The organism is Nocardia sp. NPDC051990 (assembly GCF_040680755.1).
Lineage (GTDB): Bacteria > Actinomycetota > Actinomycetes > Mycobacteriales > Mycobacteriaceae > Nocardia.
Genome location: NZ_JBFAXH010000005.1, coordinates 1 through 15,120, shown reverse-complemented (window position 1 = coordinate 15,120; position 15,120 = coordinate 1). Strand labels below are relative to the sequence as shown.

Annotated in this window: 13 protein-coding genes and 1 pseudogene; 4 read left to right on the top strand and 10 right to left on the bottom strand. The window is 67.2% G+C overall.

Annotated elements, in window-relative coordinates:
- Positions 1 to 199: 199 nt before the first annotated feature.
- Genes AB0L63_RS11745 through AB0L63_RS11735 form a run of 3 tightly spaced genes read left to right on the top strand, consistent with a single transcriptional unit; the run spans position 200 to position 3,725 of the window.
- On the top strand, positions 200 to 940 hold the full coding sequence (locus AB0L63_RS11745; protein ID WP_364499155.1) for a class I SAM-dependent methyltransferase: 741 nt from the start codon (positions 200 to 202) through the stop codon (positions 938 to 940).
- Positions 937 to 2,460, top strand: a complete 1,524-nt coding sequence (locus AB0L63_RS11740; RefSeq protein ID WP_364498319.1) for a glycoside hydrolase family 57 protein — start codon at positions 937 to 939, stop codon at positions 2,458 to 2,460. Before AB0L63_RS11745 ends, AB0L63_RS11740 begins: the two co-directional genes overlap by 4 nt.
- Before the next feature lie 11 nt (positions 2,461 to 2,471).
- Positions 2,472 to 3,725, top strand: coding sequence for a glycosyltransferase family 4 protein (locus tag AB0L63_RS11735; protein ID WP_364498316.1), 1,254 nt, complete (start codon positions 2,472 to 2,474; stop codon positions 3,723 to 3,725).
- A 5-nt stretch (positions 3,726 to 3,730) separates the two neighbouring features.
- Here AB0L63_RS11735 and AB0L63_RS11730 read toward each other — a convergent pair whose 3' ends face one another.
- Positions 3,731 to 4,276, bottom strand: coding sequence for a DUF1697 domain-containing protein (locus AB0L63_RS11730; RefSeq protein ID WP_364498313.1), 546 nt, complete (start codon positions 4,274 to 4,276; stop codon positions 3,731 to 3,733).
- Positions 4,277 to 4,455: 179 nt separating this feature from the next.
- A complete protein-coding gene (locus AB0L63_RS11725) occupies positions 4,456 to 5,205 on the bottom strand; it encodes an acyltransferase (protein ID WP_364498310.1) in 750 nt (249 codons plus the stop codon).
- Between the two features lie 239 nt (positions 5,206 to 5,444).
- On the opposite strand from AB0L63_RS11725, the gene AB0L63_RS11720 reads away from it, so the two are divergent.
- On the top strand, positions 5,445 to 6,782 hold the full coding sequence (locus AB0L63_RS11720) for a PQQ-binding-like beta-propeller repeat protein (RefSeq protein WP_364498307.1): 1,338 nt from the start codon (positions 5,445 to 5,447) through the stop codon (positions 6,780 to 6,782).
- A gap of 61 nt (positions 6,783 to 6,843) precedes the next feature.
- On the opposite strand, the gene AB0L63_RS11715 is transcribed toward AB0L63_RS11720, so the two are convergent.
- The 8 genes and pseudogenes from AB0L63_RS11715 to AB0L63_RS11680 form a co-directional block, all read right to left on the bottom strand.
- Positions 6,844 to 8,019, bottom strand: a complete 1,176-nt coding sequence (locus AB0L63_RS11715; protein ID WP_364498304.1) for a class I SAM-dependent methyltransferase — start codon at positions 8,017 to 8,019, stop codon at positions 6,844 to 6,846.
- Positions 8,019 to 8,996 carry a class I SAM-dependent methyltransferase gene (locus AB0L63_RS11710; protein ID WP_364498301.1) on the bottom strand — a complete coding sequence of 326 codons (978 nt, stop codon included), beginning with the start codon at positions 8,994 to 8,996 and terminating at the stop codon, positions 8,019 to 8,021. The genes AB0L63_RS11715 and AB0L63_RS11710 overlap by 1 nt, the downstream gene beginning before the upstream one ends.
- A 531-nt stretch (positions 8,997 to 9,527) precedes the next feature.
- The gene (locus AB0L63_RS11705) at positions 9,528 to 10,304 is read right to left on the bottom strand and encodes an enoyl-CoA hydratase-related protein (RefSeq protein ID WP_364498298.1); all 777 of its coding nucleotides are present in this window, start codon (positions 10,302 to 10,304) and stop codon (positions 9,528 to 9,530) included.
- A gap of 18 nt (positions 10,305 to 10,322) precedes the next feature.
- On the bottom strand, positions 10,323 to 11,093 hold the full coding sequence (locus tag AB0L63_RS11700; RefSeq protein ID WP_364499152.1) for an NUDIX hydrolase: 771 nt from the start codon (positions 11,091 to 11,093) through the stop codon (positions 10,323 to 10,325).
- 196 nt (positions 11,094 to 11,289) lie between these two features.
- Positions 11,290 to 12,123: an ABC transporter ATP-binding protein gene (locus AB0L63_RS11695; RefSeq protein ID WP_364498295.1), complete on the bottom strand. Its 834-nt coding sequence runs from the start codon at positions 12,121 to 12,123 to the stop codon at positions 11,290 to 11,292.
- 393 nt (positions 12,124 to 12,516) lie between these two features.
- The gene (locus AB0L63_RS11690) at positions 12,517 to 13,290 is read right to left on the bottom strand and encodes a peptidyl-tRNA hydrolase (RefSeq protein WP_364498293.1); all 774 of its coding nucleotides are present in this window, start codon (positions 13,288 to 13,290) and stop codon (positions 12,517 to 12,519) included.
- A 79-nt stretch (positions 13,291 to 13,369) separates the two neighbouring features.
- Complete coding sequence (gene serB / locus AB0L63_RS11685; RefSeq protein WP_364498290.1) at positions 13,370 to 14,593, bottom strand: phosphoserine phosphatase SerB; 1,224 nt, start codon at positions 14,591 to 14,593, stop codon at positions 13,370 to 13,372.
- 235 nt (positions 14,594 to 14,828) lie between these two features.
- Positions 14,829 to 15,120: pseudogene (locus tag AB0L63_RS11680) on the bottom strand (cytochrome ubiquinol oxidase subunit I); the annotation flags it as partial.

The window sequence follows — 15,120 nt, the reverse complement described above, 5'->3', positions numbered from 1 at the left end:
GCCGTACGTCCTTGTTAGTAGCTCAGGGCGTGACACTACCCTACGTTAAGTTACCCATGGGTAACTTAATTGCTACTCTCTCACAACAGCGGTCCTGGCGATAATGTGCGCCCGCCGTACCAGTAACGTCGGAGCGATGAGCGAGGCTGTGATCCCTGCCGCAGTAGGCCCAACCCCGGGCATTATTGCCGAGTCGGCCATGGAGCCGTTGCCACTGACCGGCGAGCGGACCGTACCCGGCATCGCCGAGGAGAACTACTGGTTCCGTCGGCACGAGATCGTCTATGCGCGCCTGCTCGAGCGATGTGCTGGAAAGACCGTGCTGGAGGCCGGATCCGGGGAGGGGTACGGCGCGAACATGATCGCCGACGTGGCCACCAAAGTGATCGGTCTGGACTACGACACCAGCGCGGTCGAGCACGTGCGCGCCCGCTACCCGCGCGTCGAGATGCTCCAGGGCAACCTCGCCGCTCTGCCGGTGGAGGCCGAGTCGGTCGACGTCGTGGTGAATTTCCAAGTGATCGAACACCTTTGGGACCAGGGCCAATTCATCCGGGAATGTCGGCGAGTGCTGCGCCCCGGTGGCGAACTGCTGATCAGCACACCCAACCGGATCACCTTCTCGCCGGGCCGCGACACTCCGCTCAACCCGTTCCACACCCGCGAACTCAATGCCGATGAGCTCACCGAACTGCTCGTCGACGCGGGTTTGCGGGTCACGCTTATGACCGGTGTCCATCACGGGCCGACCCTAGAGGCGTTGGACGCCAAACACGGTGGCTCGTTCATCGATGCGCAGATCGAGCGCGCGCTGGCCGGGGAACCGTGGCCCGCCGAGCTGATCGCCGATGTCGCCGCGGTCGCGATCGACGATTTCACCCTGCGCACCGAGGATATCGATGCGAGCCTCGATCTGGTCGCCATCGCGGTGAAGCCGTGAGTGTTCCCGGCCAGTTCACACTGGTCCTGCATTCCCATCTGCCTTGGCTGGCCCACCACGGCCGCTGGCCGGTCGGCGAGGAATGGCTCTACCAATCCTGGGCCGCCTCTTACCTTCCGGTCGTCGATGTGCTGAGAACCCTTGCCGCGGAAGGTCGTTCACATCTGCTCAGCCTCGGCATCACGCCGGTGCTCGCCGCCCAGCTGGACGATCCGCATTGCCTTGCCGGCATGCATCATTGGCTCGGCAACTGGCAGCTGCGCGCCGACGAGGCCGCGATGGCGGGCAATATCACCCTCGGCAGACATGAGCACCGGCTGGCCGCCGCGGGGCTTGCGGAATTCGAACGGCACTGGCGCCACGGCGCGGCACCGGTATGGCGGCAGCTCATCGACGCCGAGGCCATCGAACTGCTCGGCGGTCCGCTCGCGCATCCGTTCCAGCCGCTGCTGCACCCGCGACTGCGCGCCTTTCAGCTCACCGAGGGCCTCGCCGACGCCAGGCAGCGCTGGGGCCACACCCCGACCGGCATCTGGGCACCCGAATGCGGTTACACCCCCGGCATGGAGACCGGATACGCGGCCGCGGGTGTGACACATTTCATGGTCGATGGACCGGCACTGCGCGGCGATACCACCCTGGGCCGTCCGGTTCGGGAATCGGATGTGGTGGCCTTCGGGCGGGATCTGCAAGTGAGCTACCGGGTTTGGTCGCCCAAGTCCGGCTATCCAGGCCAGAGCGCCTACCGTGACTTCCATCACTATGACCACGCGACGGGTCTCAAGCCCGCCCGCGTCACCGGCAAAACGGTAGCCGGTCCGGACAAGGCCCCATACGACCCGGAGCTGGCGGCCGCGGCGGTGGTTCGCGATGTCGACGATTTCGTGCGTACCGTGCGCGAACGGCTCATCGACGAATCCACGCGTATCGGGCGTCCGGCCCTGGTCGTCGCCGCATTCGATACCGAACTGTTCGGGCACTGGTGGCATGAGGGTCCGCAGTGGCTCGCTCAGGTGTTGCGGGCATTGCCCGAGGCTGGCGTCACGGTCGGCACGTTGGCCGATGCCAGGGCGCGCGGATTCGTCGGCGAGCCGGTGCCGCTGGCCGATTCGTCCTGGGGTTCGGGTAAGGATTGGCGAGTGTGGGCCGGTGACCAGGTCAAAGATCTGGTAGAACTGAACGACGACATCGTCCGGCTCGCCCTCGATACGGTCGATAAAACACGGGCCGCGAACAGCGGTGCCGCGCTGCGCGACCCGGTTGCCGATCAGCTGCTGCGCGAGGCCATCCTCACCGTTTCCAGTGACTGGGCCTTCATGGTCAGCAAGGACTCCGCGGCCGGCTACGCACGCGACCGCGCGCACCGACACGCCCACGCCGTGCGGGAAATCGCGGCTGCCATGGGTGCGGGACATGTCGCCAAAGCACGCCAATTGGCGGCAGGATGGGGGGCGGCCGACGGGTTCTTCCCGAGTTTGGACGCCCGGCGACTGGCGATCGCGGACCGAGACTCGGCCTGATAAGGACATTCATGAAGATCTTGATGGTGTCGTGGGAGTACCCACCGGTTGTGGTAGGTGGGTTGGGCCGCCATGTGCATCACCTGGCGGTCGAACTGGCCGCGGCCGGTCACGAAGTGGTCGTGCTCGCCCGCCGCCCCTCCGGCACCGATTCCTCGACCCACCCCACTCATTCCTTCATCGCCGAGGGCGTGCTGGTGGTCGCGGTCGCGGAGGATCCGCCGTGCTTCGACTTCGGCGAGGACATGCTCGCCTGGACGCTGGCCATGGGCCACGCGATGGTCCGCGCCGGTGTCGCGCTCGGCAAGCCCGGCATCGGCGACGGCTGGGTTCCGGATGTCGTGCACGCACACGATTGGCTGGTCGCGCATCCGTCGATCGCGCTGGCCGAGTACTACGACGTGCCGCTGGTGTCGACCATCCATGCCACCGAGGCCGGGCGGCACAGCGGTTGGGTCTCGGGTCGGGTCAACAAGCAGGTGCATTCGGTCGAATGGTGGCTGGCCAATGAATCGGATGCGCTGATCACCTGCTCGACGTCCATGCAGGACGAGGTGGAGCGGCTCTACGGGCCCGAGCGGATTCCGATGACGGTGATCCGCAATGGAATCGATGTGGGCGCGTGGACCTTTCGGCCGCGTGCACCGCGCACCGGTCCGCCGCGGCTGCTCTATGTCGGTCGGCTGGAGTACGAGAAGGGCGTGCAGGACGCGATCGCCGCGCTGCCGCGCATTCGACGCGCCCACCCCGGCACCACACTGACCATCGCCGGTATCGGCACCCAGTTCGAATGGCTGCGGGAACGCGCCAGGGTGCATCGGGTCGCGCGGGCGGTGACCTTCGCCGGTCAGCTCGATCACGAGGAACTGCTCGGCTGGTTGCACGGTGCCGATGCCATCGTGCTGCCGAGCCGCTACGAACCCTTCGGCATTGTCGCGCTCGAGGCCGCCGCCGCAGGCACCCCGCTGATCACCTCCACCGCGGGTGGTCTCGGCGAGGCCGTCATCGACGGCGTCACCGGCGCATCCTTCGAACCGGCCGATGTGGACGGCATCGTCGAAGCCGTGCGCGCCACCCTCGACGATTCGGCAGCTGCCCAGGACCGCGCCTACGCGGCGCGGGAACGGCTCACCGCCGACTTCGCCTGGGATGTCGTGGCCGCCGAAACCGCCCTGGTCTACTCCTCGGCCAAACGCCGCGTCCGCAACCCCCTCGGCCGTCCCACCATCGTGGAACGCCCACTCCCCGAACGCGATCCGAAGTAGCGCGCCTAGCTCCCCATCTTCTTGACGATCTTCTGGATAGTGAGCCAGGTGCGGGTGGTGATTTCCTTGCTGTAGGTCTTCTCCATCCAGGCCATGAAGTTCGGGGTGCGCGGTTCGGTGTTGTCGATAACCGAGAGGACGACGCGGGCAGCGGAGTCATAGCCGACGATCCGGACGCCAGGTTCGGTGTGCTTGCGCAACTCTTCGGCGACATTCGGCGGGGGCTGTTTGAGGAAGGTCGCGGTGAGGTAGGTGCCGCGACCGTGGGTGAGGCCAGGAAATGGATCGGTGTCGAGCAGGTCTCGCAGTTCGTCGTTGGTGCGCACGATGGTGCCGCCCGGAATGCCGAGTTCGCTGTTCAGCGCGTCCTGGATGCGGGCTTCCAGCTTCGCGATATCGGTATCCGCGGTGCGGAAGACGACATTGCCACTGGCCAATACCGTGGCCACCTTCTCGAATCCGAGCCCCTCGAACACCCCGCGCAGCTTCTCCCCCTTCATATTGGGGTTCGTCGGCATGATCCCGCGCAATAGCGCCGCGTACCTGTTCATGCCGTGACCGTACCGACTGGCACCGACGCGCAGCGGCCGACTCGACGTCCGAGATGGCACGAGTCCCTGGGTCCAAGCCGGATCCCGGGTCGGTGGCGCTCATGCCTACGCCTCGCTGGCGCTCGGCTCCGGCATGACCGCTCGGGCGGCTGTGTTGTCTGTTCGCTCACTGCGTTCGCTCATGCCGACTGCGTGGCGCCGTTCTTCTTGCGCTCGATATCTTCCAGCGCGGCAATGTATTTGGCGCGCTCCTCGGCACCGGCCTCCCAGGTCGCCTTGCGATTCTTGACGACCTTGGCGGGCGCGCCGACGGCGATGCTGTAGTCCGGGATCTCGCCCTTGACCACCGCATGCGCACCGAGGACGCAGCCGCGGCCGATGCGGGTTTCGCGCAGCACGGTCACCTTGGCGGCGATCCAGGTATCCGGGCCGATGCGGACCGGGCTCTTGACGATGCCCTGGTCCTTGATCGGCATGGTGATGTCGTCCATGCGGTGATCGAAGTCGCAGATGTAGCACCAGTCCGCGACCAGCGTGGATTCACCGATCTCGATATCGAGGTAGGTGTTGACCACATTGTCCTTGCCGAAGACGACCTTGTCGCCGATGCGCAGCGAGCCCTCGTGGCAGCGAATGGCATTGCCGTCGCCGATATGGACCCAGCGGCCGATCTCCATCCGCCCCAGTTCGGGGGTCGCGTGGATTTCGACCCGTTTGCCGAGGAAGACCATGCCGCGCAGCACGATATGCGGATTGGCCGCCTTGAATTTGAACAGCCGGTAGTACCGCACCAGGTACCAAGGCGTGTACGCCTTGTTCGCGAGGACCCAGCGCAGCGACGCCAGCGTCAGAAATCGCGCCTGCTGCGGATCCCGGCGGCGCGAGCCGCGCCACCGCGAGCGCAACGGTGCGCCCCACATGCTCGTCACGAACTCATCTCCTGTCGTGGTCCTGCCATGGCGACCGTCCCGGTCGCGACGGCTAGAGCTTAATCCCTTCGGAAAACACCGCCGGGACCCGTACAACGTCGACCGACCCTCCCGTACAGTGACTGCTGCGCCGCCGACGGCGGCGGCGAACCTCCACGCGGGCAACCCGACTTGGGTGGTGCGCGTACCGGGGGACGACACGCTTTCGGTCACGTCCCGAGCGGGCGACGACGACAGGAGTGCAGCAGGTGCGAAGCGGCGGCGTACTGGCCAATCCGGCGCGCGTGTCCCGGCTGCGGGCGGCGACCGTAGCGGCGATCGGCGCACTGGCATTGACAGGCTGCGGCACCGACGTCGACGACATCACCGTTGGATCGGGCAAAGGCTGGACCGCGGCACACAACGACGGCCGCAACAGTGGTGTCAGCCCGGTCACCGGCTCGCGCAAAGTGTCGTTGAGCTGGTCGCGACCGGTCGGCGGGCCGATCGAGGAGGGCGTGACGATCGGCCCGGACGGACAGTTGTTCGTTACCACCCTGACCGCCGGCAACTGCGCCATTCTCTCGCTGCAGATGCCGACCGGCCGCAAGCGCTTCTGCAACCCGCTGGGACCGAACGCGATCTCCGCGCCCTCGGTGGTCGACAGTGGCACCAACGTCTACGTCGGCGATGACAGCGGGGTCAATGCGTTCAACTCGATCGGGCAGCCGCGCTGGCGGACTCCTGTTGCGGGCGTACCGGTTTCGGTGCAGTTCACCGGTGACGGGAACATCCTGACCGTCACCCAGTCCGGTCAGATGGACGTGCTGAGCCGCCAGACCGGTGAGCGCGTCGTCAGCACCACCCAACTGCTCGGCGATCCCGATTTCCTCGAGTACCCGAATCTCACCCGCCCCGCGTCGGCGCAGGGGCTCGACGACTGCGCGATCGGCGGACCGCAGTGCCCGGTCGCCAATATCTCACCGATCGAGGTGTCCAGCGGTCGCTTCTTCGTCACGTTGTGGACGCCGGGCAAGCCGATCGCCGCACTGGTCGCATTGCGTTACGCCGACAACAAGATCCAGCAGCAATGGAGCGCGGACCTACTCACCGAGGGCAGCGCGACCAGCCCGACACTGTCCGCAGACGGCAGCACCGTCTATGTCGGCGATAACTCCAAGCGCCTCATCGCGGTCGACGCCGCCAACGGTCGAACCAAGTGGGTGCAGCCCCTGGACTGGGCGCCGCGCGGTGGCATCTCGGTCTCCAGCGACGGCCTGATCATCCCGGCCGGTGACGACGGCCATCTGCTCGCCCTGCGTGATAAGGGCGACGCCGCCGAAATCGTCTGGGAGCGCAAGGATCTCACCCTGCGCGGCACCCCCGTCCAGTCCGCGGGCGATACCGGCTACACCGCCGCCGCCATCGGCGACGGCATCAACCTGATCACATTCGACACCAAGACCGGCACAACCGTCGACTCCGACGTCCTCCCGAATGCCAAGGGCACCACCACCGGCACCTCCATCGGCCCCAAGGGTGAGGTGGTCGTCGCTACCCGCATCGGCGAGGTCTTCGCCTTCAAGCCCGAGCGGTAGCCCCCTTCGCGGCAGCGGCACTAAGAGCAGTTCGCCTTCTCGACTGCCGTGTGCGGATCGGTTAGTGGACGGGTGGGATTGGGGCGCAGAGGAAGGCGGCGGCGGTGCGGGACAGGCGGGTGAGGATGAGGGTGTAGGGGTGGGTGCCGCGGAGTTTGAGGCGTTTGCGCAGGGCGTCGGGGTCGATATCGAGGCCGCGGACCCGGATTTCCAGAGTGCCGCAGTTGCGTCGGGACAATTCCTGACGGAGGGTTTTCTCGCGGAATTCCAGGCGGTCCAGGATGCGAAAGCCGCGGACACCGTCGGGGACGGTATTGCCGGTCAGGTAGGCGATCTGCGGATCCAATTGCCAGAGGCCGTGTTCGGCGGCGTAGTGGCGCACCAGACCGGCGCGGACGATGGCGCCGTCGGGGTCGATGATCCACTCGCCGGGGGGCTGTTCCGGAATCTGGTCGGGGGCGGCATCGGTGTAGGCGACGGATTCACCGCGGGCGGTGAGAACGGTCGCGCGGCGGGTGACGCCGGTGTCGGACAGGCCCGGCGACCACAGGCAGGCCTCGCGGACCGCACCGTCGAGAGAGACGACCTCGACTTCACCCGGCCAGTTCAGGCGGTCGAAGTCCAGCCCGGGAGCACACTTCACGGCTAGGTCGCGGCCGGGATAGGCGGCAAGCAGATCCGGCAGCGGGGGTTGCAGTTTCGCCGGATCGTGGGTGCGGCGGCCGTCCGCGCGGCGAGCCGGATCGGCGATGACGACGGTGCCGGTGCTGCACGGGACGAGAGCATCGGCCTTGGCCAGCAGGACATTCCGGGATGCGGCGAGGTTGTGTGCGGCCATGGACAGGCGCACATCATCGAGATCGCTGCCGAGTACCGACGGGCAGGTGCGAGCCAGCTCGGCGATTTCCGCGCCGATAGAGCAGGTTACATCGTGCACGGCGCGCCCGGACAGGCGCACGGCGCGGTGGCGGGCCACCAGCGTCGGTGTCGCCTGTTGCAGTGCGTCATCGGTGAACAACCACTGCTCGGTGTCGATGAGTTTGGCGGCGGCGCGACGGCGCAGGCGCACAGTTTCCACGAGTGCGCCGGAGCGCTCACCGAATTCGCGACGCACCCGCGCCAAATCGCGCAGATGCGTCGCGGGAGTGAGCTCCAGCCGGTCCACCTCGGTCAGCGCGGCGCTACCCGCCGCGCTGCCGAGGAAGGCGACATCCTCGCGGCCGAAGCGGTAACTCACTACTTGCCGGCAGCGCCCGGCTTCACGCCGGTGATCATGGCGTTGTAGAAGAACTGGCGCGGCACCACCCGACGCATGACGTTCTCGTCCAGCCAGCTCAGCCGCAGCCACGCGCGGTACATGGCCATCCGGTAGCCCATGGTCAGCTTCTCGTCCGGCACGGCCGCCTCGAAGGTGCGCACCGGCCAGCCCCACAGCGCCGCCGCGAATTCCTCGGTGGTCGCCTTGACCTCGGTGGCACCAGCGCGCCGAGCCATGGCCTCGAGGTCGCTCGGATCGAAGGTGTGCAGGTCGACGACCGCCTCCAGCGCCGCGGCGCGCGAGGACTCGTCCAGTTCGGCCTGCGGCCGCCGCCACCCCGACAGTGCGGGCAGCTTGGTCACCGTGGTGGTGGCCTTCCAGGTGATGCGGCCGAGCCAGCGGGCATAGAAGTTGCCGGCAGTGGTCGGTTCACCGGCGAAGACGAAACGCCCGCCTGGCTTCAGCACGCGCAGGCACTCCTCGAGCGCCAGTTCCACATCCGGGATGTGGTGCAGCACCGCGTGGCCGACGACAAGATCGAAGGTGTCGTCCTCGTACGGTATGGTCTCGGCGTCGGCGACCCGGCCGTCGACATCGAGTCCGAGGTGCTCGGCATTGCGCAGCGCGACCTTCACCATGCCCGGCGACAGGTCGGTGACCGAACCGGACTTCGCGATGCCACCCTGCATGAGGTTCAGCAGGAAGAAGCCGGTGCCACAGCCCAGTTCCAGCGCACGCTCGTACGGCAGCGGCGCGGGCCCGACCGCGGCATCGAACCGGCCGCGGGCATAGTCGATACAGCGCTCGTCATAGGAGATCGACCATTTGTCGTCGTAGGTCTCGGCTTCCCAGTCGTGATAGAGCACCTGAGCGAGCTTCGTATCCTTCAGCGCTGCTTCGACCTCGGCCTCGGTGGCGTGCGGGTTCGGCGCCGGGTCATCGGGGTGGACCGTCATGGTGGGCAAGCCTAGCCAACCCTCCACCACACGTTTGCAGCGGACCGGTGCGTAGGAACCAATTTCGCCCCACCATTCCGTCCCCCCGAGACTCGTTCTGGTTCTGGCCCTGCCCACTGGCCTCGCCGCGCACCCCGATGCCCATTGGATGCAGCCGGCGAGCTGGGGCTCGAGCCGAACGCACCATCATCGAATGCCGTGGAAGTCCTACCACTCGCCACCCAGGAACGTGTTCCTGTTTATGGTTCCGATCCACGCTCGGACGCACCAATCCCCACCGATCCGATCGCTGCGACGCAGATCCTGAGCTACCGTCCAGTAACCGACAAGCTGGGCGCCCCCGAACCGTCAGCCGGACACTTCGACACCGATGTACCGGCGGTCCAGCCACCGCGCGATCGGGTCCGGCTGGCCGATCGGCCGCAAGCCCGACGAACGCCACCTTCCGAATATCTGTCACCGCAACCACCAGGCGGCCCGCGCGCGGACCGACTCGGTCCAGCAACGGCGCCATCGAGCCGGTCCGGCCTGTCAACGCCCGGCGAAAGCCGCCGAGCCTGGACCGTCGGCCAGATAGGACTCCGTGCCGATCTGGCGGTCTTCGGTGGTGAAGAGGGTGGTCCATTCGGTGCGGGCGCGGTCGAGGCCGTGCGGGCCTGCTTCGAAGACTGCCTTGGCAGCGGCGAGGGCGCGGGTGGGGCCGTCGGTGAACTGTTGGGCCCAGCGCAGCGCTGCGGTGTAGACATCGTCGGGGGCGACGACCTCGTCGACCAGTCCGAGGGCGCTGGCCTCATCGGCGTCGACGAAACGGCCGGTGTAGACGAGATCTTTGGCGGGGCCGGTGCCGATCAGCAGTGCCAGGCGGCGAATGCCCGCGAGCGGGATGAGACCGGCTTTGACCTGCGGCAGACCGAGTTTGACGTTGTCGCCGATGATGCGGCGGTCGGCGGCGAGGGCCAGTTCCAGGCCACCGCCGAGGCAGTAGCCGCTGATCGCGGCGACGGTGGGCTGGGGCACCTTGGCCAGGCAGCCCAGTGCCGCCTGCAGACCGGCGGCCATGGCTTCGGCTTGATCCGGGCCGAGACCGGCGAGTTCGGCAATATCGTCGCCCGCGCAGAAGACCCGCTCGTCGCCGTAGACGACCAGTGCCGCGACCCCGGGCCGCGCGGCGACATCCGCCGCCGCCTCGGCCACCTCCCACACCAGCTGCGCGTTCAGCAGGTTCAGTGGCGGGCGGTCGATCCGGAGGACAGCGACGCCACGGACGGCGGGATCCTCGGGCAACTCCAGGGTCACGAATTCGGCCATGGCAGGAAACCTACTGCCTCACGGACGCGTGGATCCCCGGAGCCGGCTGGTATCCGGCAGTCCGGCGAAATATCGCTGGTTGTCCGGGAACTGGAGCACCTGCCGCCCGTTGTCACCGGCGAGCACCGGCATGATCGGTTCGATCACCCGGTCGACGGCCAGAATCTCCGCGGTGGAAGCGAATTCGGCAATGGCATCCAGCTGCGACCAGGTCGGCGGCAATAGCACGTCGGTACCCGCGCGCCAGCGCTCGAGTTCCTCCGCCGCGGTGCGCCACTGCACTTCGGCGGCCTCGGAGGTGGCGCCGTCGGCGCGCTGCCCCTGCGGCAGCACCGCGACGAAGAATCGGGTGTCATAGCGCCGCGGCTCGATCACCGGGGTGATCCAATTCGCCCACGGCCGCAGCAGATCCGCACGCAGCACCAGCTTCTCCTCGGCGAGAAAGGTCGCAAGCGACACCTCGCGCCGCTCCAACCGCCCCCGGGCCTCGTGATAGCCGGTGGTATCCGAGACGACGGTTTCGGCGGTCGGCCCGGCCAGCAGCACCCCGCATTCCTCGAAGGTTTCGCGCACGGCGGCAGCGACCAGCGCCTTGGCCCTCGACTCGGTGGTGCCGAACTTGTCTGCCCACCAAGCGGGTTCAGGTCCGGCCCATTCGATATCGGCGGTCCCGTCCGACGGATCGACACCGCCGCCAGGGAAAACGGTCATACCAGCGGCGAAGGCCATGGCCCCGACTCGGCGCTGCAGGAACACCTCCGGTGCGGTGGCACCGTCACGCACCAGCATCACCGTCGACGCGTCCTTCGGCGACAGAATCGGCTGCGGTGCGTCCTTCGTCTCGCTCACGACTGCGCCTCGCTGACGCTCGGCTCCGTCGTGCGCGATGGCGCACTGTGCTGATGGTTCACTCGCTGACGCTCGCTCACGACTGCACCCTAACCCGGGTTTGGTTTACGGCGTAATCCAGACCACTGGACCCAGCTCAGCGCGAACGGTGCCGCCCCAAGCGCCGCGCGCGCCGCGCGAAGTACCGACCATCGACGCGATCCAGCGCAATCGACTGGCGGAAGGCCTCGCTCAGATTCTCGGCGGTGAGCACATCCGGCAGCAAACCCTGTGCGACTACAGCGCCCTCATTCAGCAGCAGACCGTGGGTGAAGCCCGGCGGAATCTCCTCGACATGATGGGTCACCAACACCATGGCGGGTGAATCGGGATCCGCGGCCAGATCGCCGAGGCGTTCCACCAACTCCTCACGACCGCCCAGATCCAAGCCGGCGGCGGGCTCGTCGAGCAGCAGCAGCTCCGGATCGGTCATCATGGCGCGGGCGATCAGCACCCGCTTGCGCTCGCCCTCGGACAGGGTCCCGTAGGTGCGATCGGAAAGATGTTCGGCGCCGAGGCTTTCGAGCATATCGATGGCGCGGTCGGTATCGATATCGTCGTAACGCTCGCGCCAGCGACCGAGGACCGCGTAACCGGCGGAGACCACCAGATCGCTGACCTTCTCGTCGCGCGGAATCCGGCTGGCCACCGCGGCCGAGGACCAGCCGATGCGCGGTCGTAGCTCGTTGACGTCGGTTTTACCGATCACCTCACCGAGCAGATGGGCAATGCCCGAGGTCGGATGCACTTCGGCGGCGGCCATGCGGAGTAGCGAGGTCTTGCCCGCGCCATTGGGTCCGAGGACCACCCAGCGTTCGTCGAGCTCGACCTGCCAGGTGACCGGGCCAACGAGGGTGTGACCCGAGCGTCGGATGGTCACGTCGGTGAAATCGATAAGCAGATCGGGATCCGGTTGCGGCACGGGCTCCATCTTGGCTCAAATGCGCGGTGTTCGTATGACCGACCCTGGCCGGTAGCCACGACGTGGCCATTCGGCCGCGACGACGCGCCGCCGCAGACGGTGCGCGCACCACTCCCGGTGGATTCTTCGGCGGCTCGTCGGTCCAGCGGAAAATCTGCGCGACGATGAGCGCCAGCGGAATCGAACAACCTACCCAAACGGCGAGTATCGCCAGCAGCGCCGTCATCATGCTGGCATCCGGCGTGTGGCGTGCGGACAGTCCTCGTGCGTCGAACGTCCCCAGATCGGCCCGGGTGAATCCCCGTATGCCGAACAGCGAAACATCTACATCGCGTAATCGCTTGTGGGACTGGCAATGTGAATGATGTGAGCCAATTCACCTGGGGCGCGGCGTCGGCGCAGTCAGTGTTGTCCCGATTGTCCGGGTACCGCAATCACGGTTATCGAACCGGGCGCGACCTCGGTGAAACCGGCGTCGCGCACCGCGACCGCCTGTCCGCGCGACACTTGTTCGCACAGCCGCGCCCACCGCTGCGGTCCGGATTCGCGTACCGCGCAGCGGAACTCGCGCTGCGACCACCGCAGGGCCTCGTCCGCGGTGAGCGCGCCGGCGAGCAACATGCTGGCGTGACCGACCTGGGCCGCGGCCTTGCCGAGCGTCATGCCGAGTTTCGAATTCACCCACAGCACTGGCAAGTCGGGATTCGCGGGTCCGGGATCGTCATGTTCGAGGTCCGTGCCGTTGATCTGCAGCCGCCTGACCCGTGGATCGACCTCACCGACCGGTCCTGGCACGAATGCCCGCGCCTGCGCACCGTCCACCTCGACGGTCACCCCGTCGACCTCATTGACGGCCAGCCACTGCGCACCGCGCGCCCGCCGCGCCACCTTACGGATCCGCGACCGCTTCCAGGCCAGGAACCGCTGCTCCCAGACCCCTTCGGGCCCGACTCGCTCATCCAGGCACAGCGCCACTGTTGCCGCCGCCGCGGCCTCCAGCAGCGCGCTGCGCCGCGGCGGATCGACCTTGGGAATGTGCAGCACCATCTGCATGGCCTGCACCATCGCGGGGTCTTCGGGATCGCCGAGACCGCCGTAGCCGCGCGCCAGCTCGACATGTCTAATGCGGAATCCCTCAACACCCGTGGACAATTCGGCCTCCGGGATACTCGACATCACGCCACCTCGATCGTCAACGAAAACCGCCGCGCAGGCGCGACACCACCGGCGAGCCTACCGACCGCGCCGCCGTCACTCAGCTGCCGACGAGCGGGACGCGGCGGATTCCGCCGTCGCGGGCATCGGCGGCCTCCACCTCGTCGCGGGTCACGCCGAGGATGAACAGCACGGCGTCCAGGTAGGGGTGCGACAGGGCCGCGTCGGCGACCTCGCGCAGCGCGGGCTTGGCATTGAAGGCGACGCCGAGTCCGGCCGCATTGAGCATGTCGATGTCATTGGCGCCGTCGCCGACGGCGACGGTCTGCTCCATCGGCACCCCTGCCTCCGCCGCGAATTTGCGTAGCGCGGTGGCCTTGAAGGCACGGTCGACGATTTCCCCGACCACCCGGCCGGTCAGTTTGCCGTCCACGACTTCGAGCGTATTCGCCTGCACGAAGTCCAATTCCAGTTCATGCGCAAGCGGTTCGATCACCTGACGGAAGCCGCCCGACACCACACCGCAGCGGAATCCGATGCGGCGCAAGGTCCGAATGGTCGTGCGCGCGCCCGGAGTCAGCTCGATCCGGTCGGCGACCTCCTCGATCACCGATTCGTCCAGCCCCTCGAGTGTCGCCACCCGCTGACGCAGCGATTCGGCGAAGTCGATTTCGCCGCGCATGGCCGCCTCGGTGACCTCGCGGACCTGATCCTCCACCCCCGCGTGCGCGGCAAGCATCTCGATCACCTCGCCCTGGATCAGGGTCGAATCGACATCGAAGACGATGAGCCGCTTGGCCCGGCGGGCCAGTCCGGCCCGCTCCACCGCGACATCCACCTGTTCGGCGACCGCGACCTCGGCCAGCGCCGTGCGCAGCCGAGCATCGGAATCGGGGCCGGTATCGGTCGCGGTGACCAGGAGTTCCATACCGGTCACCGGATAGTCGGCGATGCCGCGGATGGTGTCGATATTGGCTCCGAGCGCGGCGAGCTGACGGGAGACCGAACTGAATGCGTGCGCGGTCACCGGCGCACCGAGGATGACGACCGCATGGGTGGACATCGGCTGCCTGCCGATCTGCGCGTCGACCTCGACATCGACATTCATGCCGACGGTATTCATCGCCTCTTCGAGCTCGTCCTGCAGCGCCTCCGGATCGCCGGGGCAGGTGACCAGCACGCCGAGGGTCAATCGGCCACGGATGACGACCTGCTCCACATCCAGCAGGCTCACGTGATGCCGCGACATCGCCGCGAGCAGCACGGAGGTCACACCGGGCCGGTCGGGCCCGGTGACGGTGACGAGGACGGTGGTGTCGGCCAACTGAGGTGCTCCAAGTTAGTTGTGTGCCGTAGCTGTGCTGGACCCCGATGTCGCAACGCTTCGGTCGGTGCTTCTCCCACAAATGAGTGTGCACCCACTGACGAACAGCAGGTGCACACTCATCATGGTGACGCTACTGCATAGCCGGGTACCTCTCGGCCAGCGACGTAGTTGCTCACTCGTCTGGGAGGGTTCCCGCTATGCGCGCTCGGACGGACGAATGTCCGGCCACCGCCTAGTGCTTTGCCAAGGCGCCTTCGTGCACGTCGGTGGCATGCTTGCCCGAACCCCAGCCCACATGCGCCTCAGCCCGCATCCGCTCGACCATGTGCGGGTAGTGCAGCTCGAAGGCGGGTCGTTCGGACCGGATGCGCGGCAGCTCGTAGAAGTTGTGCCGCGGCGGCGGGCAGGTGGTGGCCCACTCCAGCGAGTTGCCGTAGCCCCATGGATCGTCCACGGTGACGACCTCACCGTAGCGGTAGCTCTTGAAGACGTTCCAGATGAACGGCAGCATCGACGCGCCCAGG